Source organism: Flavobacterium sp., assembly GCF_013822155.1.
GTDB lineage: Bacteria > Bacteroidota > Bacteroidia > Flavobacteriales > Flavobacteriaceae > Flavobacterium.
Genome location: NZ_PNJW01000001.1, coordinates 135,770 through 159,420, shown reverse-complemented (window position 1 = coordinate 159,420; position 23,651 = coordinate 135,770). Strand labels below are relative to the sequence as shown.

The following is a 23,651-nucleotide window of genomic DNA, read 5'->3' as shown; positions in this document are numbered from 1 at the left end:
ACTTCATTATCAATAATTTCTAAAGGATTTGTTTTTAAAAAACTTGAAAGAGAAAAGGGCGTTTCAATTAATTCTTTTGGATTATAAATTTCAAAATCAAGTATTTTTTCTGTAAATGTGTTGCCTTCAAAAACATACAATTTTACTTTTTTACTCAAATCGAGTATGCTTAGAATGTAAAAATGATTGTTTTTAGAAAAAGAGGTTAGTATAGTTTCATTTGTAAATGGAATATCAAAAAAAACGGAATTAGTTGTTCTTTGTTTAAAATTATAAGTTACAGCCATAAATTGTTTAAAATCTTCTGAAGCCCAATAATAAACTGGGTTTCCATCCTCTGAAAAACTATTTGTAATTGCTGAAGGATAATTTTTAACTTTCTTCGTTTGCAAACTGTCAGCAAAAAACAAGGCACTATTAAATTTTACGAGAGTACTTTTTTCTTTATCCCCGGCTAGCACATAAACTTCCTTTGTTAATGAGTTAACAGTCGGTAAAACTTGATGATAATCAGAAGATTTTTTTAATTCTAAGCCTATAGAAACCAATTTGGTTTGGCCAAGTATAGAATACACGTAAAAAAGCATCAACAGAAGAAATGTCTTTTTCATGTCTTTTTATTTTTGTTATACCAAAGATAATTTGTTCTTTGAAGAGAATTCAAAAATAAATCAACTATTTTCTATCGAATTAAAAACGGTAACACTTCTGTGATTTTTTCAATCGTTTTAAAATTTGGGTGTTCTACTTTATGACTGATTTTTTCATGTTCCCAAGTAGTGTGAAAAGGCACATGAACAGCATAACCACCCATGTCTAAAACCGGTAATACATCCGATTTTAAAGAATTTCCAATCATATAAAATTCATTGGGTTTAATTTCAAGACGACCAATGAGTTTTTGATAATCAATGGTTTGTTTGTCTGACATTACTTCGATATGGTGAAAATATTTGCCTAATCCGGAATCATGCAACTTGCGATGTTGGTCTTTTAAATCACCTTTGGTTGCCACTACTAATTTATATTTTCCGTGTAAAGCCGATAAAGTTTCTTCTACACCATCTAACAATTCAATAGGTTTTTCTAATAGTTCTTTTCCGTATTCGATAATTTTCTCTACAATTTCAACAGATATTGTGTTATTCGAAATTTTCATTGCAGCCTCTATCATCGATAAAATATAAGCCTTAATTCCATAACCATAAACCGGCAAATTCTGAATTTCTATCCGGAATAATTCTTGTGACAAACTTTGATGTGATAAATAATCTTCCATCAAACGACAGAATTTATGCTCAGTTTCCTGAAAATAAGGTTCGTTGACAAATAAAGTGTCGTCAGCGTCGAAAGCGATTACTTTTAGGTTCATAAACAAATTTTTAAGAAATCAAAGCCCCATTATCTACTCCATCACTATCCGGATTTACAAAAACTAATTTACCTTCCGCATTATTAGTCATCAAAATCATGCCTTGGCTTTCAACACCACGCAAGGCTCTTGGGGCTAAATTCACTAATACGGTTACTCGTTTGCCCACAACTTCTTCCGGCGAAAAATGCTCTGCAATTCCCGAAACGATGGTGCGAACATCAATTCCTGTGTCTACTTTCAATACCAATAATTTATTTGCTTTCGGCATTTTTTCAGCTTCTAAAATGGTTCCGACACGTAAATCTAATTTTGAAAAATCTTCAAATGTTGAAGTTGTTTTTTGTGGTTCTACGATTTTATTTTCCAATTTATTAGCCGTTTTTGTAGCTTCCAGTTTGTCTATTTGTTTCTGAATTTCAGCATCGTCAATTTGGGCAAATAAAATTTCAGCCTGACCAATTTGATGACCGGGTTTTATTAATTCCGTAGATTTGGAAATCAATTCCCATCCAATCGTTAATGTGTTGCATTGTAACATATCAACAACCAATTTTTTAGATGTAAACGGCAAAAAAGGCTCAGATAAAACCCCTAACGCAGTGGCAATTTGCAAGGCTACATACATTTGTGTTTTTACCCGTTCCGGATCAGTTTTCACCATTTTCCAAGGTTCTTCATCGGCTAAATATTTGTTTCCTAAACGAGCTACATTCATCAATTCGCCTAAAGCTTCCCGAAAACGGTAGCGTTCAATCGAACTGGAAATAACCGCTGGATAAGCTTTTAATTCTGCCAAAACCTGTTCATCAATTACAGTAAAAGCATTGGGTTGAGGTACAATTCCGTTATAATATTTGTGGGTTAAAACCACCACACGATTGATGAAATTTCCATAAATCGCAGCTAGTTCATTATTATTTCTGGCTTGAAAGTCTTTCCAAGTAAAATCATTGTCTTTGGTTTCCGGTGCATTAGCAGTTAAAGCATAACGCAGCACATCTTGTTTCTCTGGAAAATCAATCAAATATTCATGCAACCAAACTGCCCAATTTTTAGAGGTCGATAATTTATTTCCTTCCAAATTTAAAAATTCATTGGCCGGAACATTGTCGGGTAAAATATAACTTCCTTCTGCTTTTAGCATCGCCGGGAATATGATGCAATGGAATACAATATTGTCTTTTCCAATAAAATGTACCAATTTGGTATCCGCGTCTTTCCAATAGGGTTTCCAATCTTTTCCTTCGCGTGCCGCCCATTCTTTGGTGGACGAAATGTATCCAATCGGAGCATCAAACCAAACATATAATTTTTTGCCTTCGGCACCTTCCACCGGTACGTCAATTCCCCAATCTAAATCTCGGGTAACGGCACGAGGCTCTAAACCACCATCAATCCATGATTTTACTTGACCGTAAACATTGGGTTTCCAATCATTTTTATGTCCAACTAAAATCCATTCGTTTAAAAAATCGGAATAACGATCCAATGGTAAAAACCAATGTTTCGTTTCTTTTTTTATAGGAGTTGTTCCAGTGATTGTCGATTTCGGATTGATTAAGTCTGTTGCATTTAAAGTAGAACCACATTTTTCACATTGATCGCCATAGGCCTCTTCGTTGCCACATTTCGGACACGTTCCCATGACAAAACGATCGGCTAAAAACTGATCGGCTTCTTCATCATATAATTGCTCGGTTACTTCTTCAATAAAATCACCTTTGTCATAAAGTGTTCTGAAAAATTCAGAAGCTGTATCATGATGGATTTTAGAGGATGTCCGTGAATAGTTGTCAAACGAAATACCAAAATCGATAAATGATTTCCGAATGATTCCGTCGTATTTGTCAATTACCTGTTGCGGCGTGATGCCTTCTTTTTTGGCTTTCATTGAAATAGCCACACCGTGTTCGTCGCTTCCACAAATAAATGCCACATCTTTTCTTTGCAAACGTAAATAGCGTGCATAAATATCAGAAGGAACATAAACACCGGCCAAATGACCAATATGAATGGGTCCGTTGGTGTAAGGCAATGCCGCTGTAATGGTATATCTTTTGGGATTCTCTATCATAAAATTTTGTTTCTCGCCTAAACACAAAATCGCGAAAAGGCATGAATTAATACTATTGTTTTGCAAAAATAAGCAAACCCATCGATTCTAATTAATATTTAGAGAATCGTTTTATTGTTTGAGGCTTTATTTGTTTATTTGTTAGATGGAAACCGATAAACTATGAAAAATTCGATGCTTTTTTGGTTTGCTTTGACAATTTTTTTCAATGCTAACGCTCAAATGGATAAAAAAATGATAACTCCTACTTATTTAAAAAAGGGTGACACGGTTGCAATTGTTGCAACAGCCCGAAAGCACATTGACGATGATTTAAAAACAACGAAAGAATTTTTAGAAAATTGGGGGTTAAAAGTAATTGTTGGCAGTTCGATTGGATTAGACCAAAATCAATTGGCGGGAACGGATGAAGACCGTGCAAAAGATTTTCAACAGCAATTGGATAATCAGAATGTAAAAGCCATTTGGTGCGTTCGTGGCGGTTATGGAACCGTTCGAATGGTAGATTTATTAGATTTTGCTCAATTTAAAATACATCCAAAATGGATTGTAGGATTTAGTGATGTAACAGTTTTACACAGTCATCTGAATACGATGGGTTTTCAATCCATTCATGGAATGATGCCTGTGAATATTCCCAGAGCGACTCCGGAAGCGAAAGAAAGCTTGCGAAAAGCCTTGTTTGGCGAAAACCTTTCATATACCATTCCTTTTGATTCTATGAATAAATTGGGTAAGGCCAAAGGCGAGTTAGTGGGTGGAAATCTTTCTATTTTATACAGTTTGTTTGGTTCTGAATCGGCGATTGATTGTACGGATAAGATTTTGTTTCTTGAAGATTTAGACGAATATTTATACCATATTGACCGCATGATGATGAACTTAAAACGCAACGGTTGCCTAGAAAGTTTGAAAGGAATTGTGGTGGGAAGCATGACCAAAATGAAGGACAACGATATTCCTTGGGGAAAAAATGCTTTGGAAATTATTGAAGACATTACAAAAACCTATTCTATTCCGGTAGTTTATAATTTTCCGGCAGGACACATTCCGGATAATCGAGCATTAATTTTTGGACGACAAGTGACGTTGGAGGTAACAGAGAAAGGAACGATTTTGAATTTTGAATAATGAGTAACAAATGATGAATTTTTATTATGGCACAACACAATGAGCTTGGTAGAAAAGGGGAAACAATAGCAGCTGATTTTCTTCAAAAAAACGGCTATGAAATTCTCGAAACGAACTGGGTTTTTCAAAAAGCCGAGATTGATATTATTGCTCAAAAAGATACTGTTTTAGCTATCGTTGAAGTAAAAACCAGAACTTCAGCTGATTTTGGTTTGCCTCAGGATTTTGTAAAGGGAAGAAAAATTCAAAACTTAGTGAAAGCTGTCGATCAATACATGATTGAAAATGACCTCGATTTGGAAGTGCGTTTTGATATTATAGGTATTGTTCTTAATAATCATGAAATGACAATTGAACATTTAGAAGACGCATTTTATTATTTCTAATGTTATATTTGTAACAAATTGTTTTTATTTATACATTTGTGGCGTTTTTAAAACATTTTCAAATGAAAACAATTTCTTCGGTCGTAGAACATTACATCAAAACCAAACCTTTTTTATTGAGTGCCTTATCACAAGGTATTATTAATTTAACATCACTATCCCGTAATATGATGCCTGAATTAGAGCAGGAATTAGGCAAAGATGTAAAACAAGGAGCTGTAGTAATGGCCTTAAAACGTCTTTCGGAAGAATTGGATTTTCGGGTAAATCACAAAATTCTGAAAGTATTAAAAAACATCGGAGAAATCACCGTTCGATCTTCATTAATCGATTTTACATTCGCTGTTTCAGAAACAATTTTAGACAAACAAGCCGCTTTGATTTATGAAATCAATAAAGAAACAGGAATTTTCTACACGTCTTCAAGAGGCGTAAACGAAACCAATATTGTTGTTAGTGAAAGCGTAGGTCACTTAGTAGACAAACATTTTACAGGTGAAAAATTAATCCAAAAATTAGATAATTTAGCTTCTATTACTGTAAAACTACCTAAGGAAAATATCAGTATTCCCGGAATATATTATTTCATTTTCCAACGTTTAGCTTGGGAAGGAATTATTATTAACGAAGTAATTTCTACCTCAAACGAGTTTACCATTTTAGTGAGTGAAGAAGAAGTAGATGTGGCTTTTAAAGTAATTAAGGACTTAAAAAGCTTATAAAACTTATATGACTTATATGGTAAAAAATTAAACATATAAGTCATATAAGTTTAATTTTTTTTAAAGTTATCTTCCCATCAACTCCATCAATTCCAAAGCTTTCTTAATCGATTTTACATTTTCAAACGTTAACAACAAACGCAATCCGCTTTTGGTTTCTTTTTCTTTCATTTTACACAAGTTTCCGTGCAGTTGAACGAATTGCAATACCTTTCTAAAATGAGAAGATTGATAATAATCACTTTGTTGATCGCCCACAAAATAACCAATCATTTTACCTTGCTTCATGATGAGTTTTTCGATACCTAATCGGGTGGCAATCCATTTAATACGGATGCTGTTGAGCAAGGCTTGAGCTTCTTTCGGTAAGGGGCCAAAACGGTCAATTAGCTTTTGTTCATAAGCCAATAATCCTTCTTCGTCTTTTACGTTTCCTAGTTCGTTGTATAAATTTAATCGCTCGTTTACGCTGTTGATATAATCATCTGGAAACAGTAATTCGAAATCAGTATCAATTTGAAGATCTTTTACAAATTCTTTAGTTTCCATATCATTTTCTTCGTGATACAATTCTTTGAATTCGTTTTCTTTTAATTCTTCAATGGCTTCGTTCATGATTTTTTGATAGGTGTCAAAACCGATTTCGTTGATAAAACCGCTTTGTTCTCCGCCCAATAAATCTCCGGCACCGCGAATTTCTAAATCTTTCATGGCTATGTTAAAACCGCTTCCCAGCTCACTAAATTGTGTTAACGCATTAATTCGTTTCCTGGCATCTTCTGTCATCACCGATTGTGGAGGCGTGATAAAATAACAAAACGCTTTTTTATTGCTTCGACCTACGCGACCACGCATTTGATGTAAATCGGACAAACCAAAATTATTGGCATTATTGATAAAAATCGTGTTGGCATTTGGCACATCTAAACCGCTTTCGATAATGGTCGTTGCAACTAAGACATCAAATTCACCATTCATAAAAGCCAGCATCAATTCTTCTAATTTTTTGCCATCCAATTGACCGTGACCAATGCCAACACGAGCATCGGGAACTAATCGTTGAATCATTCCTGCCACTTCTTTGATATTTTCAATGCGGTTATTAATGAAAAACACTTGACCATTTCGTTGAATTTCATACGAAATAGCATCTCGAATCAATTCTTCACTAAAACCAACCACATGACTTTCGATAGGATAACGATTCGGTGGTGGCGTTGTAATAACCGATAAATCCCTTGCGGCCATCAACGAAAACTGCAACGTTCTCGGAATCGGAGTAGCAGTCAAGGTCAACGTATCCACCGTAGCAGAAATCGTTTTGAGTTTATCTTTTACATTTACACCAAATTTCTGTTCTTCGTCAATAATCAATAATCCTAATTCTTTGAACTTGACATCTTTACTCACCAATTGATGCGTTCCTATGATGATATCTACTTTTCCTTCCGACAAACCTTTTAGTGTTTCACTTTTTTGTTTGGCAGTTCTAAATCGGTTTAAATAATTTACCGTCACCGGCATATCTTTTAATCGTTCGGTAAATGTTCTATAATGTTGGTAAGCTAAAATCGTAGTTGGAACCAAAATGGCGACTTGTTTTCCATTGTCAACCGCTTTAAAAGCGGCACGAATAGCAACTTCTGTTTTTCCAAAACCAACATCGCCACATACCAATCGATCCATCGGACGATCGCGTTCCATGTCGTTTTTTACATCTTGTGTAGCCGTAATTTGGTCGGGCGTATCTTCATAAATGAATGAGCTTTCCAATTCTTTTTGCAAATAACTGTCGGGAGCACAGGCAAAACCTTTTTCCAAACGTCTTTTGGCATACAATTGAATCAAATTGAACGCAATGTGTTTGACACGAGCTTTGGTTTTTTGTTTTAAAACTTTCCACGCATTTGACCCTAATTTGTAAATTTTTGGTGGAGTTCCGTCTTTTCCGTTGTATTTTGAAATTTTGTGTAGCGAATGAATGCTCACATACACAATATCATTATCGGCATATACCAATTTGATGGCTTCCTGCATTTTGCCTTCTACTTGAATTTTTTGCAAACCGCCAAATTTTCCAATTCCGTGGTCAATGTGTGTGACATAATCACCTACCGAAAGTTGCGTTAATTCCTTAAGCGTTATGGTTTGCTTTTTAGAATAACCGTTTTTGATGTTGAATTTATGATAGCGTTCAAAAATTTGATGGTCGGTGTAGCAAGCCAGCTGATTTTCCTCATCAATAAATCCCTGAAAAAGTGAAAAAACAACTGTTTTGTATTGCTTTCGGATGTTTTCATGATTTTCTTCATCAATACTTTCAAAAATATCATGAAAGCGATTGGCTTGATTTTCATTGGAACAAAACAGGTAATTTTTGATTCCGTTAAAGTGATTTTCGTTCAAATCATTCAACAATAAATCAAATTGTTTGTTGAACGAAGGTTGCGGTTTGGTATGAAATTCAATCGTTTTTTCAGATTTAAAAATCGATTTCAATCCGATTTCAACAATTGAAAAATCAAGTGCTTTTTTTACAAATGACGATTGATTGATAAAAAGTTCATCCGGCGAAGCATGTTTGATTTCACCTGAAAGTTTTCCGAAAGCTTCCGTTGCTTTTTCGAATAATTTATCAAATTGAGTTAAAACCATTTCCGTTTCCTGAATAAAAAGAACGGTTTTTGGATTAATATAATTGAGGAAACTTTCTCGATTTTCCTGTAAAAATTTATTTTCTACGTTGGGAATGATGGAAATTTTCTTTTGTTTTTCGAGTGAAAGTTGCGTTTCCACATCAAATGTTCGGATACTATCGACTTCATTTCCAAAAAACTCAATTCGATACGGATTATCATTTGAAAATGAAAATACATCGATAATTCCGCCACGAACCGAAAATTCGCCTGGTTCCGAAACAAAATCTACACGCTTGAAATTGTATTCAAATAAAACTTCGTTGATAAAATCAATCGAAATCTGTTCAGCAACGGCCACTTTCAACGTGTTTTTATCTAATTCTTTTCGGGTAACCACTTTTTCAAAAAGAGCTTCCGGATAAGTCACTATAATGGATGGTTTTTTGCGTGAATTGATGCGGTTCAACACTTCCGCCCGAAGCAACACATTGGCATTATCGGTTTCTTCAATTTGATAGGGTCTTCGATATGAACTCGGATAAAACAACACATCTTGATCGTTGATGAGGTTTTCTAAATCATTCAAATAGTAAGCGGCTTCTTCTTTATCATTAAAAAGCAACAAAAATGGCAATTCTGTTTTTTGAAATAACGATTGAATGACAAACGACAACGACGAACCAATTAATCCTTTGATTTGAATTTTTTTCTCGGGAATAGTAATACTTTCCGCTAACTGAATCAGTTTTACGGAAGAATTATAAACAGAATAGATATTTTTTAAATCCAATTAATTTAAATTTTCGGAACATTTTTAACCGCACGTGATGTGTCAAGCATTCGAATCATATCGGCTTCACCTTGCTCTGTTGGGATTTGATTTTTTCGAACTAATTCATTCATTTGTAATTCAATAGCCGCTAATTGTAGATTGATATCCGTAATAAGACTGATAACCTTTTGGTCAGGAATGGCATCTAAATTGAGATACATTTCTAACGAATGAAATTTTGTTAACATTACAGTAAATCGACTTTTAAATTCAGGACTGAATAATTGTTGGGGTATTGATTGTAAAACCTCTTCTGTTTTTTTTGAAAGGGCTTTAGATTTTTTTTGAAATGCTCCGATAGAACTTGTGGGTTTTTGTTGTAATTCAGTTAAAAATAATCGCCACTGAGCCCAATCTTTTACTAATTCTTGGGAAGAAGGCTGAAGATTCATTGTTCTGAAATTCCATGCACTGCTAATTTTTTTAAAAACAACTTCGTTTTTAGCAAGTTCTTTTTGTTGTTGAATCAATCGTTTCTCATTATCCTGCTGACAGGAAAAAAATATAAAAACAATCAAAAAAGGGAAAAACACTCGAATTTTCATTAGCAGCAAATTAGATTTCAAAAATACAAAGGTAAATTGAATCTTGGTTATTCGCGTTAAAGCTTTCCAAAAAATAAAAGTGATTTCTTAACTAATTTCTCAATAACGAAAACGTTATATTTGTACTTTAAATCTACAACTAATGAGCACAAAAATTCTAATTATAGGAGCCTGTGGACAAATAGGCACCGAGTTAACACATCAATTAAGAAACTTATACGGCAATGAAAATGTAATTGCTACCGATATTCGAAAGTTAAATAATGAAGTAGTTAATGATGGAATTTTTGAAGTATTGAATGCCTTAGATTTTAATCAAATTGAACACATTATTGAAAAATATCATGTAGAGGAAGTATATTTAATGGCTGCTTTACTATCTGCTACAGCCGAAAAAAATCCTGCATTTGCATGGGATTTAAATATGAATTCACTTTTTCACGTATTAAATTTAGCGAAAGCAAAAAAAATAAAAAAAGTGTTTTGGCCTTCAAGCATTGCTGTTTTTGGACCAACTACACCAAGAGAAAACACGCCTCAATTTACCATTATGGAGCCAACAACTGTTTATGGGATTTCAAAACAATCCGGTGAACGATGGTGTGAATATTACCATAATATATTTGGTGTCGATGTGCGGAGTGTACGTTATCCCGGATTGATCAGCTGGTCAACGCCACCCGGTGGAGGAACTACTGATTATGCGGTAGACATTTATCATAAAGCTTTAAGTGATGGAAAGTTCGAATGTTTTTTGTCGGAAGAAACGCGTTTACCAATGATGTACATGGATGATGCAATACGGGCAACAATAGAAATAATGCAAGCTCCGGCTGAAAAAATTAAAATTCGTTCTTCTTATAATTTGTCCGGAGTGAGTTTTACTCCCAAAGAAATTGCGGCTGAAATTCAAAAACACATTCCGAATTTCACAATTTCATACAAACCGGACTTTCGTCAAAAGATTGCAGATAGTTGGCCTGGATCAATTGATGATTCATCTGCTAGAGAAGATTGGAATTGGAAGCATGAATTCAACATGGATTCAATGACTGTTGAGATGTTGGAAAACCTGAAAAAATAAATTTAAGAATTATTTTTTAGTTTGTTTTAATTCCATTATTAGAATACTTTCGAGAGAATCTTTTATAGCAACGACTTGATTAGATTTGTCATTTGGGATAGTCATGGACAATACATAATGTTTAACTTTCCATTCTCCATTAACATTTTCTACAATTCCTGAGCCTCTGCAAATTTTAAAGGAAGAGTCTAATAGTTCGTCAAACCAACCAAATTTAGAGTTATTATCAAGATAAATATTTCTTTGGATAGGATGAAAAGTCCATGCTTTTCCTTTATCAAAATAAGGTTTTGAGAAATTTTCAAAGTCTTTTCGATTCCAGTTTTCGGTTGCGTCTGTTCCAATAAAAACAGCATCTTCTGTCATCAGGTTAAAATAATTTTCAAAATTTGCCTCTGCTGCTGCCTGATGCCAAAGATTGAGCATTTTATCAATATCTTTTTTGTTTTCAATTGGATTTGATTTTGAACAAGAAAATAGACTTATTGAAATAAAAAGAAGGAATATAATTTTTTTCATTGGTTTTCAATTTGAAATAAAGATACAAAAAAAGAGCACTAAAACCGAAAGTGCTCTTTTCTGAGTTATTACTGATGGCAATAAAAGTAATAACGAACTTAACTAAAGTCTAAAACAAATAAGCAAAACCAACTTAAGCTTATTAATTAAAATCGGTAACTCACTCCTGAATACAATCCAATAAAGTAGGGTCTGAACCCACCATCATTGCTACTAAAGGTGTTGATTTGGTATTTAAAGGTTGGTTCAAAATTTGCTTGAAATGATCTCCAAAAGCGGTATTTAAAACCAACGCCTACATTTGTACTAAAATGAACGGTATTTAGATTATTTGCTTTTCCAAGTTCGGCAGAAAAATTTTCTGAAACAACCATGAGTTCATTGTTGTTAAGAAAAAGAGTGCTAAAACCAGAGATAAATTGAATCCCAAATTTTTTATCTAAAACTTTATAAGAAAGTTCAAAAGGAATCTCCAAATAGTTCATTTGTTGTGTAATCGCACCATTTTGAACGGTTTGAATCCCATCTGTAGCGGTAATATCTTGCACATTTATGGTTGCTCCTTGGGAACTGTAATTTAGTGTGCTTAAATTTTTTGTATTAATATCAGGGTAAAAAGATACATCTGTGGTGTTATAACTTAATGAAAGATTGCTGACACCTGTACGTAACGAAAATTTTGAATTTAAATCATAATTTATACCTAATCCATAACTCACGGTATTATTATATTCTTTTGGATTATTTGCAAATTCTGAATCAATTGGTGAACCGTTGGAAGATGAACCTAAATACACAGGTGCAATAGCAGTTGAAACTTGCCACCTGTTTAATTTAGGTTCAATCTTTGGTTTTTGTTCTTTTTCTTTTAGCAATTCTTCCAACGCATTAGGGTCAACTTTGTTTTCTGCTACAGCAGAAATGGCAGTTGAATCTAAATTATTTTTAATTTGTTCAGACGGATATTCTGTAAGAACAAATTGTTTTTCTATAGTACTTGATATTGAATTAACGTCTGCTTTTTCAATTTCATTTGATTTAGCATTGTGAGCTAGTTTATCCTTTTCTTCAATTAAATTCACTGAATTTGAAAGAGGTAATTTACTTTTTTTCTGAATAGCAGAATTCTGAGATTTATTTTGAACTGTTTTTTGATTTTCAACATTATCATTAACAATTGCTACACCCATTTTTGTTTTTTCAATTTGGTCAATTTTGTCACCTTGTTTTTTCTGATTTTCAATGGGTGAAATGGGATTAGTTTCAGACTTTTTTAAATCCATTTCGTCCAATACAATTTCATTTTTAATTTCTTTACCGGAGGAATTCATTACATACTGAATACCTAAAGTTCCAAAAACTAACAATGCGGCTACACCGGATAATTTCCACCAAATCGGAATTACTCTTCTTTTTTTCTCTTTTTCATTGAGTTTTTCCTCAATGTTCTTCCAAACAATTTCTGGCGGATTTTCCTCAAAATCCTTGAAATTTTCTTGAAATAATCGTTCTAAATTTTTTTTATCTTTCATTTGGCTTCATACATATTGTTGGACGCCTGATTTTCTATTTTGTCTTTCAATATCATTTTAGCTCTTGCTAAATTAGACTTGGAAGTGCCGGAAGATATTCCCATCATTTCTGCTATTTCATTATGTGAATAACCATCTAAAACATATAGGTTAAACACCATTCGGTACCTATCAGGCAATTCTTGAATTATTTTCAACAAATAACCCATGTTTATATTTTCTTCTTCAATTTCAACTTCAATTGTTTCCGGAAAATTCTCTGTAACAATTTCAAAAACAGTATGAGACCTATATTTTTGAAGTATAAAATTTATCATTACTCTTTTTAGCCATCCTTCAAAAGAACCTTTGTGTTCAAACTGATTTATTTTTTCAAAAATCAATAAAAAACCGTCCTGTAAATTATCTTGAGCCTCTGCATAATTCCTCGAATACTTGAGACATACGTTAAACAATTTAGACGAAAATAATCTATATAATTGTTCTTGTGCTTTAGTATTTTTCTTTTTACATTCTTGTATGAGTAGTTCTAAACCCAAAAGATATTTTTTCTTAAAAATTAATTTGTTACAGGAATTTCAATAATATCATAAGTTGCATGTCCGTCTTCATCATTGCCTTTATAAAATTTAAACAAATATGTTTGATAACTTTTTACAGTAAAATAAAAAGTAGCTTCGTGTAAATTATCTTCTAATGGCAAACAGTTTTCAGTATGTGAAATTATACTTTGAACAGCAACAGTTCTTTCATTTCCTGAGGAGTCAAAATAAAACCCTTGAAAAGCATGACACGTTGTTGGTTTTTTATAAAACACTTTTATTGCATGTGTTTCATTAAAAATGAATGTTTCAGGTACTATGTAACTATCCACAGCTAAAATTTCATAATGAAATTTTGGTTCTTCTTCAACACTACAGGAATTCAATAAAACGGCAATAGCAATTAGCCAAAAAAACTTTTTCATTTATTCTTTCTAAATTCTATAATTTACAGATGCAAAATTGTTCAAAAGGTTGCGTTGAAAATAAAAAAACCCGAATTATTCGGGTTTTAATTTTTATTCAGTTTCTTTTATTCGGTCTTTAATTTTAATTTCAAGTTCGTCCGCTAATTCAGGGTTGTCTTTAATTAGGGCTTTAACTCCATCACGCCCTTGTCCTAATTTTGTTTCACCATAGCTAAACCAAGAACCTGATTTTTTGATGATTTCAAATTCAACAGCTAAATCTAAAATTTCTCCTGTTTTAGAAATTCCTTCTCCATACATTATGTCAAATTCAGCAGTTCTGAAAGGTGGAGCTACTTTGTTTTTAACCACTTTCACTTTTGTTCTGTTACCAACTACATTTTCACCATCTTTGATTTGAGAAGATCTTCTAATGTCTAAACGAATGGAAGCATAAAATTTTAATGCATTACCACCGGTTGTAGTTTCGGGATTTCCGAACATCACGCCAATTTTTTCACGTAATTGGTTGATAAAAAATACAGTACAATGTGTTTTGCTAATGGTTGCTGTTAATTTTCTCAAGGCTTGTGACATTAAACGAGCATGTAACCCCATCTTAGAGTCACCCATTTCACCTTCAATTTCACTTTTTGGAGTTAAAGCTGCAACCGAGTCTATCACTACAATATCAATAGCCCCTGAACGAATTAGGTTTTCTGCTATTTCTAAAGCTTGTTCTCCGTTATCCGGTTGAGATATGATTAAATTTTCGATGTCAACACCTAATTTTTGAGCATAATTTCTGTCAAATGCGTGTTCTGCATCAATAAATGCAGCAATTCCTCCCGCTTTTTGAGCTTCAGCAATCGCGTGAAGTGTCAACGTTGTCTTACCGGAAGATTCCGGGCCATATATTTCAATAATTCTTCCTTTCGGATAACCATTCACGCCTAAGGCTAAATCGAGACCTAACGAACCGGAAGAAATAGTTTCTACTTCTTCAACAGCTTTGTCTCCCATTTTCATTACGGTTCCTTTGCCGTAAGTTTTGTCTAATTTGTCTAACGTTAATTGCAGGGCTTTTAATTTGGCTTCTTTCTCTGAACTCATAATATTTGGCTTTAAATTTATATACAATTGTTTTTGTAAAAATACTTTTTTTTTTGATGTATAAATAAATTATTTTTCCACAAAAGGGAATCACCTATGTAAATTCGATTCCGTACTTTTGTCATCATTACATATTGTTATGCATAAACTTATTTCCTATCCAATTTCATTACTTTATTACATCACATTTGTGTTGATATTGTCTGTTTTTGACCCAATTCAAAGGATATGTTATTATTTTTTTGGTTATGAAGCTCATAAGCGAAGTGTTTCTGTTTTAAATTTTTTTTTAGTTCGAAATACTCATTTGTTAGGGACTACTTATGATTTTCAAAATCGTGAAAAACTTCCAAATGGAGTGCCTTTGATTATTGTTGCTAACCACCAAAGTTTGTATGATATTTTGCCAATTATTTGGTTTATGCGAAAATGGCACCCTAAATTTGTCAGTAAAAAAGAATTAGGAAAAGGGATTCCCAGTGTTTCATTTAATTTGAAATACGGAGGGTCTGTTTTAATTGACAGAAAAGATCCGAAGCAGGCTCTTCCACTGATGAAGAAAATGGGAGAATACATTGAGAAGCACAATCGTTCAACAGTCATTTTTCCCGAAGGGACAAGAAGTAAAACAGGTGTGCCCAAAAAGTTTTCAGAAAGCGGATTAAAGATATTATGCAAATATGCACCCTCGGCTTATATTGTGCCAATTTCAATTAATAATTCATGGAAAATGGTTCGATTTGGTCAATTTCCATTGGGATTAGGAAACAAAATCACACACACTATTCATGATCCTTTCCCGATAAAAGGAATTCCATTTGAAGAAATAATGCTACGAACAGAAAATGCCGTTGTAAACGGAATTAAAAATTAAAATATGTCTATAAAAAACATTCGATTAGAAGTAATGCAACTTTTGGAAAAGAACATTGACAATTTTGTGAATGATTACCTTATTCCTGTTGAAAAAATATGGCAACCTACCGATTTATTACCCGATTCTGAAAAAGAAACTTTTTTCGAAGAGGTTAAAGAATTACGGGAAATTGCTAAAGATTTACCCTATGATTTTTGGGTTGTTTTAGTTGGTGATACTATTACAGAAGAAGCATTGCCAACCTATGAATCTTGGTTAATAGAAGTTGAAGGGGTTGATAATGAAGGAAGAAACGGTTGGTCTCGCTGGGTTAAAAATTGGACGGGAGAAGAAAATCGACACGGAGATGTTTTGAATAAATACTTGTATTTATCCGGAAGAGTGAATATGCGTGAAATTGAAATGACCACCCAGCATTTAATTAATGACGGTTTTGATATTGGTACCGGTAGAGATCCATATAAGAATTTTGTGTATACTAGTTTTCAGGAATTGGCAACATATATTTCGCATAACCGAGTTGCACAAATGGCTAAAAAGTATGGAGATAACAAGTTATCAAAAATGTGCAAATTGATTGCCGGAGATGAAATGAGACACCATATGGCCTATAGTGAATTCATCAATCAAATTTTTAAAGTAGATCCAAGTGAAATGATGTTGGCATTTCAATATATGATGAAACAAAAAATTGTGATGCCTGCCCATTTTTTACGTGAATCCGGGCAGAAAATAAGTTCTGTATTTGAACATTTTTCAGACTCAGCTCAGCGAATTGGTGTATATACCGCAAATGATTACGTAGATATTATGCAAAAACTTATTGAAAAATGGGAAATCGACAAAATCAACGGACTTACTGATGAAGCGGAAAAAGCCAGAGATTTTTTAATGAAATTACCTGCTCGAATGGCTAGAGTTTCAGAACGATTAGTCGTACCGCAAGAAAGTCACATTTTTAAGTGGGTACAACCAGCTTTAGTAAAATAAACCAACTTTATGTCAATAATTGACAATACGATTTTATTTGTAAAAGATAAACTTCAAAATGCTGAAGGAGGCCATGATTGGTTTCATATTGAACGCGTTTATAAAAATGCACTTTCAATTGCTGAAACCGAAACATGCGATTTGACGGTTGTAAAATTAGGAGCATTGTTACACGATATCGCCGATTCAAAATTCCATGATGGCGATGAAGAAATCGGGCCCCAAAAAGCCCGTAATTATTTAGAAAGTCAAAAAGTTTCAGAAGAAATTATTAAGCATGTAATTCAAATTGTCGAAAATATTTCTTTTAAGGGAGGAAATTTTGAAAAACAATTTACATCAAAGGAACTTGAAATTGTTCAAGATGCAGACCGATTAGATGCTTTGGGAGCCATTGGAATTGCAAGAACATTTAACTATGGAGGATTTAAGAATAGGTCGATTTATAATCCAAATATTCCTCCGAAATTAAATATGAGCAAAGAAGAATACAAAAAAAGTGATGCTCCAACTTTGAATCATTTTTACGAAAAATTATTGCTTTTAAAAGACAAAATGAATACAGAAACCGGTAAAAAATTAGCTCAAGACCGACACCGTTTTATGGAATTATTCCTGAGCCAGTTTTATTCCGAATGGGAAGGAGAGAAGTAGTTTTCTTCTTATTTTCCCGGAAACTCCGCTTTTCTTTTTTCTAAAAATGCAGTTGTTCCTTCTTTAAAATCTTCTGTTCCAAATGATTTTCCAAAGTTTCTGATTTCAACTTCATACCCATTAATTCCGTCCTTGAAGTTTGCATTTACTGCTTCAATGGCATTTGAAATTGCCACTGATGAGTTTTTTGTAATTTTAGCAGCAATGCTTTTTGCAAAAGCAAGCAATTCCGCTTGTGGAACTACGTGGTTTACCAGACCATAATTCTTGGCCGTTTCAGCATCAATCATCGTTGCGGTCATAATCATTTCCATTGCTCTTCCTTTTCCAACTAATTGAGGTAAACGTTGCGTTCCGCCATAACCCGGAATTACACCTAAAGTTACTTCCGGCAAACCCATTTTAGCGTTGTCGGAGGCAATTCGGAAATGAGCAGACATCGCTAATTCTAACCCACCACCTAAAGCAAATCCATTTACGGCAGCAATTACCGGAGTAGATAAGTTTTCCACAAAATCAAACAATAATTCTTGTCCTTTTGCGGCTAATTTTCCACCCTCTTCTACAGAAAAATGTGCAAATTCAGAAATATCGGCTCCCGCCACAAAGGCTTTTTCTCCACTTCCAGTGATGATAATCACTTTGGTTGAATGGTCTTTATTTTCAGTATCAAAAGCTTGATGAAGTTCTTCTATTGTAGCTTTGTTTAAAGCATTTAATTTGGTTGGCCGGTTAATGGTAATTACTGTAATTCCATTGTCTTTTTCTATTAATAGGTTTTCAAAATTCATGATTTAAATCGTTTTTACGTTGGTAATAATTGGAAAAGAAACTATAAATTTTGTTCCCACATTTGGTTGGGATTCAAAAGTAATGGTTCCGTTATAATTCTCTATAATTTTTTTGATAATTCCTAGACCAAGACCCATTCCACTGGTTTTAGTGGTAAATTTTGGTTCAAAAACATAAGGTTTATTTTCTTCAGAAATTCCAATTCCGTTGTCTTTAACAGTGATTATAGCATTTGAATTTTCTTTGTAAACCGTTACAATAATGCTGGGATTTATGGTGTTTTCTTGAATGGACTGGGTGGCATTTTTAACTAAATTGGTAATAACCCGAACGAGTTGAGTTCTATCCATATTAGTGAAAATTTCATTCTCATTAGTTTCAAAGCGAATGTAATTCTCATTAAAAATTTCAAGGGCCAATCGAACAACATTAATCAAATTAATCTGTTCATTTTGCTGTGCCGGCATAGAGGCAAAATTTGAAAAAGCACTGGCTACGGAGCTCATTGTGTCAATTTGTTGCAATAATGTTTTGGTGTAGTCATCTAACTTTTGAGTAATATTTGAATCATTTACATCAAACTTTCGCTGAAAACTTTGCACAGTTAATCGCATGGGGGTCAAAGGGTTTTTAATTTCATGAGCCACTTGCTTTGCCATTTCTCGCCAAGCTTGTTCGCGTTCACTTTGTGCCAATTTTACAGCACTTTCTTCTAATTTATCTACCATACTATTGTAGGCTTCAATCAACAATTCAATTTCTTGGCTGCTGGCTTCAAGTTCAATTTTTTCATTATTTTTTGTAAGTTGTGTTTTGATAAGTTTGTCAGAAATAGTTTTTAGTGACTTGGTAATATAACTCGATAAAAAATAAGCTAATAATCCCGAAAGAATTAGCATGAAGGAATATACTTGTCCAAAGCGTAACATGAATTTTTTTAATTCCCGCTCATAATATCCATCATCCTCAATATAGGGTAAGTTTAAGATTGCTAAGGGTTTAAATTGTGTGTCTTTTATTTCACTGAAGGAGGAAAGGTTTTTTACACCATCAATTTCTTTAACTTCTACATATCGTTTGTCCATACTCGATTGTACAAGTCTTACAATATAAATATCGATAGACTTTGGTTCTTCATCTACAGCAAAGGAAGATTTAGAAGATTTTAATAACTTTCCTTCTAAATCAAAGAAATTTATTTCCATCCCGTGGATATCAGAAAGTTCATGAATTTTATCTCTTTCAGAAAAAATTAAAGGAATATTTTCGGTAGTTAATGGATAAGTTGTGGTATTTAAGATGTAATTAATGTGTTCTTTAATAGCATTTTCTTTTCTTTCTAGTCGTTCCCGATGATAATCTTTTGCTTCATTTCGAAATTGATATATGGAAACAGAAGCTATCAAAATAGAAGAAATAACGGTTAATAGAATCATCGAAAAGAAAATCCTAACCCGAAATGAGAGTTTGCTTATTTTTTTTGACAGTATCACGTGTTTCGTTCCCGAATTTTTTTATAAAATTTAAACCCAAGCATAATAACAACTGAAAAAACAAAGATTCCTATTACTCCGTAGATCCAATTAATGGCACTTTTAAGAATCACCAAAAAAACTACGGCAAATAAAATCAATGTAGCCCCTTCATTCCACAATCTGAAAAAATTCGAGCTGTTATTCACTTTGTTATTTTGAAGTTGATTAAAAATTTGATGACATTTCCAATGGTACAAATACAGTAAAACTACAAATCCTAATTTGACAATCATCCAATCTTGTTGTAACCATTGCGGCATAATCAACAACAACCAAAAGGCAAAAATACTTGCTAAAATTGCACTGGGCCAAGTGATAATGTACCACAATCGATATTGCATGAGTTGGTATTGTTTGATTAAAATACTTTGTTCTGGTTCCGATTTGTCTTTTGCTTCCGCATGATAAACGAATAAACGAACAATGTAAAACAATCCCGCAAACCAAGTGATGACAAAAATGAGGTGCAATGATTTGATGTAGTTATAATATTCCATCTGTTTTTTCTATCAGTTTAGTAGTCATTTCTCTTCTCAAAAAGTAGGCCGTTACTATTGTTGATAATACATCGGCAATTGGAAAGGCAACCCATACTCCAAAAATACCAAAATAATTTGGCAAAATTAGCACGAGTGGAATCAGAAAAAAACCTTGTTTGCTCAATGTGAGTAATAATGCCGGAATCGCTTTGCCGGCAGCTTGAAAATACGCGGCTCCAATTAATTGTAAAGCAATTATGGGTGTAGCGGCAAATACCCATCGCAAAGCATTGGGGGTTGCTTCAATCACTGCCACATCTGTTGTAAAAACAGAAACGATAGGTTTGGCAAAAATTAAAATTAATAGAAAAATGAAAGTAGCCAGTAATGCCGAATATTTAATCGAAATGGCTATCGTTTCTTTTACCCGATTATACTTTTCGGCACCATAATTATAGCCGGCAATTGGGAGAAATCCGTGGGTAATTCCCAAAATTGGGAAAAGGGCAAACATCAACATTCTACTAATAATTCCATAAATCACTACTGAATGTTCCCCACCATAGGTAAACAATGTATGATTGATTATAATTGCCAAAACACTTACCACTCCTTGTCTGGAAAAGGTAACCAAACCAAGAGACGAAATTTCTCTAACAATGGATGAAACAAATTTAAAGTGATGTAATCCGGGTTTCAATTCACTTTTTTTAATAAAAAACCATAGAATAAAAACAAAACACATGAAGTACGAGATGGTTGTGGCCAAGGCCGCACCAAACATACCCATGTTTAAAAATTTGATAAAAATAATGTCCAGAAATATATTTCCAAAAGCGGGAATAATCATGGCCATCATGGCAAATTTTGCTTTTCCTTCTGCCCGAATCACGTTGTTTCCCATCATGCAAAGTGCTAAAAAGGGCACGCCAACCAAAACCGGAATAAAAAATTCTTTTGCCGGTTTCATAATTTCACCATTGGCACCAAAAAGCAATAGAATTTCATCGCAATAAACAAATCCTACAATGACAAACAGCAAAGCTAAACTCAAGGTCATCATGATTTGATTGCCAAAAGTTTGCATTGCTTTTTCTTTATCTCGGGCTCCTAAGGCTCTTGAAATGATGGAACTTCCACCAATACCAATGGCCATCCCAAGTGAAGAAATTAAAAAAGTAATGGGTAAAACAACTGTAACTGCTGCAATGGCTAAGGAACCAATCCATTGTCCTACAAAAATGGTATCTACCAAAATATTGACAGACATGAAGAGGATTCCAATAGAAGCCGGAACAGCTTGTTTAATCAACAATTGTTTGATGTCTTCCGAGCCTAATGCACCTGAAGAGTGAGCCATTTATGCGTTGGTTTGAGTTTCTGCAAAAGCCCATTGGTCAATCCATCTGCTTAGTGTTTTGCACCAATCGTCGTCGTCATTTAAACATGGTATGGCTTTGAATTCTTCACCGCCGTGTTCTTTAAATTCATGATTGGCTTCCATGGCAATTTCTTCCAAGGTTTCTAAACAATCGGAGACAAAAGCCGGAGTAACAACAGCCAATTTTTTTATGCCTTTTTCGGGCATTTTATTGATCTCAACATCGGTATAAGGGGTTAGCCATTTGTCACCGGCTAAACGCGATTGAAAAGTCTGGCTGTATTTGCCTTCCGGAATTCCTAAAAATTCCACTACTTGTTTGGTGGTTTCATAACATTGATGGCGGTAGCAAAATTCATGAGCAGGCGAAGGTGTGTTGCAACACGAACCATCAATTTTGCAGTGACTTTTGGTTATGTCTGTTTTACGAATGTGTCGCTCCGGAATGCCGTGATAAGAAAACAACAAATGATCGTACTCAAATCCTTCCAAATGTTTTTTAATAGAATTCGATAAGTCTCTGATGTAATCTTTCTGATTGTAAAAAGCCGGAAGAATGGTAAAATTCATATTGGGAAATTTCTTTTTACGAATTTCCTCAGCCAAAACTAAAATAGTTACCGTTGAAGCCATTGCATGTTGCGGATACAAAGGGAAAAGCATCACTTCGGTCACGCCTTGATCATGTAATTCCTGCAAACCCGATTCAATGCTTGGTTTGCCGTAACGCATGGCTAAACTCACGGGAATACTGGTATTTGCTTGCACTTTTTTATGCATTCGTTTAGATAAAACAATGAGTGGCGAGCCTTCATCCCACCAAATTTTAGCATAAGCGGCGGCCGATTTTTTTGGTCGAGTTTGCAAAATAATGCCGCGAACTAGCAATGCACGCAATAAAAACGGCACGTCAATGACGTATTTATCCATTAAAAATTCGTCTAAATACGGTTTGACATCTTTTGGGGTTGGACTTTCAGGTGAACCTAAGTTGACTAATAATACTCCTTTTTTCATTTTAAATAACTAGCAATTTTAATTTGATAATGACATTAAATATTTCTTCGGTGTTGTTCCAAATTTCTTTTTAAATGCGGAAATAAAATGCGACGAAGTGCTGTAACCAATTAAAACCCCTACTTCGTTCACATTATAAGTGCCACTGTCCAACAATTTTCGAGCATATTCCAATTTGTAATCGAATAAAAAACTATACACGCTGTCGCCATACACTTGTTTAAAACCCGTTTTTAACTTTTTTAAAGTCAAACCAATGGTGTCAGCTAATTCCTGAAGTCCGGGAGGTTCAGCCATATTGTTAATGACAATCTCTTTCGCTTTTTTGATTTTGGCAATATTTTCCTCATCGATTAAAAAAGGACAATGTTCTGTGTTTGGATCTTCACTGCGGTTAAAGTACAAACTTAACAACTCATAACCTTTACCTTTATAATAAAGATTTTTGATAGAACTATTGAGATTGTAGTGAAACAACTGATTTAATACGATAGCCATTGATGGTGTAATATCATCCTCGGTATAATATTTTTTCTCTTTGTTTTCGGCACTTAAAAAGGGAATATGTTCGGCTTCGTTCGAAAATAGCGTGTGTAATTTTTTAATGGAAATTAATACTGAAATCATCCAAGAGTTCGGACCTATTTCTAAATGCACCGGAAGTTCTTTTTGAGGATTATATAGTAAAAGCGATTTTTCTTCTACTAAATCCAACGCATAATTACCCTGATTAAAAACAAATTTAGCTTTGCCTTTTAATCCATAATGGAACTGAATCAAATCGGTATGAACCGGACGTTGAAAAAGTTGAGTTTCATTGGTATCATTCTGAAAACGAATTAAATAGAAATCATTTTCAATTTTTATTTCTTCTTGAGAACCCATAGCGATGTTTTTTATTATAAAAAAATAAAATAGACTTATTATTATTTAGAATGATTCTATATAAAAGTCATTTCAAGCCCAATAAACGCTGCTATCTTAGAATCATTATAAACAATGACAAAAATAATTCTTTAAACGAT

23 protein-coding genes are annotated in these 23,651 nt (G+C 33.7%); 7 read left to right on the top strand and 16 right to left on the bottom strand.

Going from position 1 to position 23,651, the window contains the following annotated elements:
- The 3 genes from C0512_RS00700 to metG all read right to left on the bottom strand — a co-directional run.
- The coding region (locus tag C0512_RS00700; protein WP_290858101.1) for a hypothetical protein at window positions 1-611 on the bottom strand (611 nt) is incomplete at its 3' end.
- A 71-nt stretch (window positions 612-682) separates the two neighbouring features.
- Window positions 683-1,372 (bottom strand): HAD family hydrolase, encoded by a 690-nt coding sequence (locus C0512_RS00695; protein ID WP_290858099.1) that lies wholly within the window; start codon window positions 1,370-1,372, stop codon window positions 683-685.
- A 10-nt stretch (window positions 1,373-1,382) separates the two neighbouring features.
- Window positions 1,383-3,449, bottom strand: coding sequence for a methionine--tRNA ligase (metG, locus tag C0512_RS00690; protein WP_290858098.1), 2,067 nt, complete (start codon window positions 3,447-3,449; stop codon window positions 1,383-1,385).
- A gap of 234 nt (window positions 3,450-3,683) precedes the next feature.
- On the opposite strand from metG, the gene C0512_RS00685 reads away from it, so the two are divergent.
- The 3 genes from C0512_RS00685 to C0512_RS00675 all read left to right on the top strand — a co-directional run bounded on the left by C0512_RS00685 (window position 3,684) and on the right by C0512_RS00675 (window position 5,688).
- Window positions 3,684-4,580 (top strand): LD-carboxypeptidase, encoded by an 897-nt coding sequence (locus C0512_RS00685; RefSeq protein WP_290858110.1) that lies wholly within the window; start codon window positions 3,684-3,686, stop codon window positions 4,578-4,580.
- A gap of 26 nt (window positions 4,581-4,606) precedes the next feature.
- Complete coding sequence (locus C0512_RS00680) at window positions 4,607-4,966, top strand: YraN family protein (RefSeq protein WP_290858097.1); 360 nt, start codon at window positions 4,607-4,609, stop codon at window positions 4,964-4,966.
- Between the two features lie 62 nt (window positions 4,967-5,028).
- Window positions 5,029-5,688 (top strand): aspartate kinase, encoded by a 660-nt coding sequence (locus C0512_RS00675; RefSeq protein ID WP_290858096.1) that lies wholly within the window; start codon window positions 5,029-5,031, stop codon window positions 5,686-5,688.
- A 66-nt stretch (window positions 5,689-5,754) separates the two neighbouring features.
- On the opposite strand, the gene mfd is transcribed toward C0512_RS00675, so the two are convergent.
- Window positions 5,755-9,072 carry a transcription-repair coupling factor gene (gene mfd / locus C0512_RS00670; RefSeq protein WP_290858108.1) on the bottom strand — a complete coding sequence of 1,106 codons (3,318 nt, stop codon included), beginning with the start codon at window positions 9,070-9,072 and terminating at the stop codon, window positions 5,755-5,757.
- Window positions 9,073-9,122: 50 nt separating this feature from the next.
- A complete protein-coding gene (locus C0512_RS00665) occupies window positions 9,123-9,704 on the bottom strand; it encodes a hypothetical protein (RefSeq protein WP_290858095.1) in 582 nt (193 codons plus the stop codon).
- A 142-nt stretch (window positions 9,705-9,846) separates the two neighbouring features.
- Between C0512_RS00665 and C0512_RS00660 the strand changes: the two genes are divergently transcribed.
- Window positions 9,847-10,788 carry an L-threonine 3-dehydrogenase gene (locus C0512_RS00660; protein WP_290858094.1) on the top strand — a complete coding sequence of 314 codons (942 nt, stop codon included), beginning with the start codon at window positions 9,847-9,849 and terminating at the stop codon, window positions 10,786-10,788.
- Window positions 10,789-10,797: 9 nt separating this feature from the next.
- Here the strand turns inward: C0512_RS00660 and C0512_RS00655 are convergent, their stop codons facing one another.
- The 5 genes from C0512_RS00655 to recA form a co-directional block, all read right to left on the bottom strand.
- The gene (locus C0512_RS00655) at window positions 10,798-11,307 is read right to left on the bottom strand and encodes a nuclear transport factor 2 family protein (RefSeq protein ID WP_290858093.1); all 510 of its coding nucleotides are present in this window, start codon (window positions 11,305-11,307) and stop codon (window positions 10,798-10,800) included.
- Window positions 11,308-11,453: 146 nt separating this feature from the next.
- Window positions 11,454-12,839 (bottom strand): hypothetical protein, encoded by a 1,386-nt coding sequence (locus C0512_RS00650; protein WP_290858092.1) that lies wholly within the window; start codon window positions 12,837-12,839, stop codon window positions 11,454-11,456.
- The gene (locus tag C0512_RS00645; protein WP_290858091.1) at window positions 12,836-13,378 is read right to left on the bottom strand and encodes a sigma-70 family RNA polymerase sigma factor; all 543 of its coding nucleotides are present in this window, start codon (window positions 13,376-13,378) and stop codon (window positions 12,836-12,838) included. Before C0512_RS00645 ends, C0512_RS00650 begins: the two co-directional genes overlap by 4 nt.
- 20 nt (window positions 13,379-13,398) lie before the next feature.
- The gene (locus tag C0512_RS00640; protein WP_290858090.1) at window positions 13,399-13,806 is read right to left on the bottom strand and encodes a hypothetical protein; all 408 of its coding nucleotides are present in this window, start codon (window positions 13,804-13,806) and stop codon (window positions 13,399-13,401) included.
- A 93-nt stretch (window positions 13,807-13,899) separates the two neighbouring features.
- Window positions 13,900-14,901, bottom strand: coding sequence for a recombinase RecA (gene recA / locus C0512_RS00635; RefSeq protein ID WP_290858089.1), 1,002 nt, complete (start codon window positions 14,899-14,901; stop codon window positions 13,900-13,902).
- 139 nt (window positions 14,902-15,040) lie between these two features.
- On the opposite strand from recA, the gene C0512_RS00630 reads away from it, so the two are divergent.
- From C0512_RS00630 to C0512_RS00620, 3 genes are read left to right on the top strand one after another with little or no spacing between them, the layout of a single operon-like run.
- Entirely contained in the window at window positions 15,041-15,775 is a 735-nt protein-coding gene (locus tag C0512_RS00630) for a 1-acyl-sn-glycerol-3-phosphate acyltransferase (protein WP_290858088.1), read from the top strand.
- Between the two features lie 3 nt (window positions 15,776-15,778).
- A complete protein-coding gene (locus C0512_RS00625; protein ID WP_290858087.1) occupies window positions 15,779-16,768 on the top strand; it encodes an acyl-ACP desaturase in 990 nt (329 codons plus the stop codon).
- Window positions 16,769-16,777: 9 nt separating this feature from the next.
- Entirely contained in the window at window positions 16,778-17,422 is a 645-nt protein-coding gene (locus tag C0512_RS00620; protein WP_290858086.1) for an HD domain-containing protein, read from the top strand.
- 8 nt (window positions 17,423-17,430) lie between these two features.
- Here the strand turns inward: C0512_RS00620 and C0512_RS00615 are convergent, their stop codons facing one another.
- Genes C0512_RS00615 through C0512_RS00590 form a run of 6 tightly spaced genes read right to left on the bottom strand, consistent with a single transcriptional unit; the run spans window position 17,431 to window position 23,511 of the window.
- Complete coding sequence (locus C0512_RS00615) at window positions 17,431-18,213, bottom strand: enoyl-CoA hydratase-related protein (protein ID WP_290858085.1); 783 nt, start codon at window positions 18,211-18,213, stop codon at window positions 17,431-17,433.
- Between the two features lie 3 nt (window positions 18,214-18,216).
- Window positions 18,217-19,650 carry an ATP-binding protein gene (locus tag C0512_RS00610; RefSeq protein ID WP_290858084.1) on the bottom strand — a complete coding sequence of 478 codons (1,434 nt, stop codon included), beginning with the start codon at window positions 19,648-19,650 and terminating at the stop codon, window positions 18,217-18,219.
- Window positions 19,651-19,703: 53 nt separating this feature from the next.
- Window positions 19,704-20,246 carry a CopD family protein gene (locus C0512_RS00605; RefSeq protein WP_290858082.1) on the bottom strand — a complete coding sequence of 181 codons (543 nt, stop codon included), beginning with the start codon at window positions 20,244-20,246 and terminating at the stop codon, window positions 19,704-19,706.
- Window positions 20,233-21,588 carry an MATE family efflux transporter gene (locus C0512_RS00600; RefSeq protein ID WP_290858081.1) on the bottom strand — a complete coding sequence of 452 codons (1,356 nt, stop codon included), beginning with the start codon at window positions 21,586-21,588 and terminating at the stop codon, window positions 20,233-20,235. The genes C0512_RS00605 and C0512_RS00600 overlap by 14 nt, the downstream gene beginning before the upstream one ends.
- On the bottom strand, window positions 21,589-22,626 hold the full coding sequence (gene hemH / locus C0512_RS00595) for a ferrochelatase (protein WP_290858079.1): 1,038 nt from the start codon (window positions 22,624-22,626) through the stop codon (window positions 21,589-21,591).
- Between the two features lie 18 nt (window positions 22,627-22,644).
- Window positions 22,645-23,511 (bottom strand): helix-turn-helix transcriptional regulator, encoded by an 867-nt coding sequence (locus C0512_RS00590; protein ID WP_290858077.1) that lies wholly within the window; start codon window positions 23,509-23,511, stop codon window positions 22,645-22,647.
- Window positions 23,512-23,651 lie beyond the last annotated feature (140 nt).

Excerpts from the sequence above, each read along its gene's own strand:
- C0512_RS00695 (WP_290858099.1), bottom strand. The coding sequence starts at position 1,372 with ATGAACCTAAAAGTAATCGCTTTCGACGCTGACGACACTTTATTTGTC.
- metG (WP_290858098.1), bottom strand. The coding sequence starts at position 3,449 with ATGATAGAGAATCCCAAAAGATATACCATTACAGCGGCATTGCCTTAC.
- C0512_RS00685 (WP_290858110.1), top strand. The coding sequence starts at position 3,684 with ATGATAACTCCTACTTATTTAAAAAAGGGTGACACGGTTGCAATTGTT.
- C0512_RS00680 (WP_290858097.1), top strand. The coding sequence starts at position 4,607 with ATGGCACAACACAATGAGCTTGGTAGAAAAGGGGAAACAATAGCAGCT.
- C0512_RS00675 (WP_290858096.1), top strand. The coding sequence starts at position 5,029 with ATGAAAACAATTTCTTCGGTCGTAGAACATTACATCAAAACCAAACCT.
- C0512_RS00665 (WP_290858095.1), bottom strand. The coding sequence starts at position 9,704 with ATGAAAATTCGAGTGTTTTTCCCTTTTTTGATTGTTTTTATATTTTTT.
- C0512_RS00660 (WP_290858094.1), top strand. The coding sequence starts at position 9,847 with ATGAGCACAAAAATTCTAATTATAGGAGCCTGTGGACAAATAGGCACC.
- C0512_RS00655 (WP_290858093.1), bottom strand. The coding sequence starts at position 11,307 with ATGAAAAAAATTATATTCCTTCTTTTTATTTCAATAAGTCTATTTTCT.
- C0512_RS00650 (WP_290858092.1), bottom strand. The coding sequence starts at position 12,839 with ATGAAAGATAAAAAAAATTTAGAACGATTATTTCAAGAAAATTTCAAG.
- C0512_RS00640 (WP_290858090.1), bottom strand. The coding sequence starts at position 13,806 with ATGAAAAAGTTTTTTTGGCTAATTGCTATTGCCGTTTTATTGAATTCC.
- recA (WP_290858089.1), bottom strand. The coding sequence starts at position 14,901 with ATGAGTTCAGAGAAAGAAGCCAAATTAAAAGCCCTGCAATTAACGTTA.
- C0512_RS00630 (WP_290858088.1), top strand. The coding sequence starts at position 15,041 with ATGCATAAACTTATTTCCTATCCAATTTCATTACTTTATTACATCACA.
- C0512_RS00625 (WP_290858087.1), top strand. The coding sequence starts at position 15,779 with ATGTCTATAAAAAACATTCGATTAGAAGTAATGCAACTTTTGGAAAAG.
- C0512_RS00620 (WP_290858086.1), top strand. The coding sequence starts at position 16,778 with ATGTCAATAATTGACAATACGATTTTATTTGTAAAAGATAAACTTCAA.
- C0512_RS00615 (WP_290858085.1), bottom strand. The coding sequence starts at position 18,213 with ATGAATTTTGAAAACCTATTAATAGAAAAAGACAATGGAATTACAGTA.
- C0512_RS00610 (WP_290858084.1), bottom strand. The coding sequence starts at position 19,650 with ATGATTCTATTAACCGTTATTTCTTCTATTTTGATAGCTTCTGTTTCC.
- C0512_RS00605 (WP_290858082.1), bottom strand. The coding sequence starts at position 20,246 with ATGGAATATTATAACTACATCAAATCATTGCACCTCATTTTTGTCATC.
- C0512_RS00600 (WP_290858081.1), bottom strand. The coding sequence starts at position 21,588 with ATGGCTCACTCTTCAGGTGCATTAGGCTCGGAAGACATCAAACAATTG.
- hemH (WP_290858079.1), bottom strand. The coding sequence starts at position 22,626 with ATGAAAAAAGGAGTATTATTAGTCAACTTAGGTTCACCTGAAAGTCCA.
- C0512_RS00590 (WP_290858077.1), bottom strand. The coding sequence starts at position 23,511 with ATGGGTTCTCAAGAAGAAATAAAAATTGAAAATGATTTCTATTTAATT.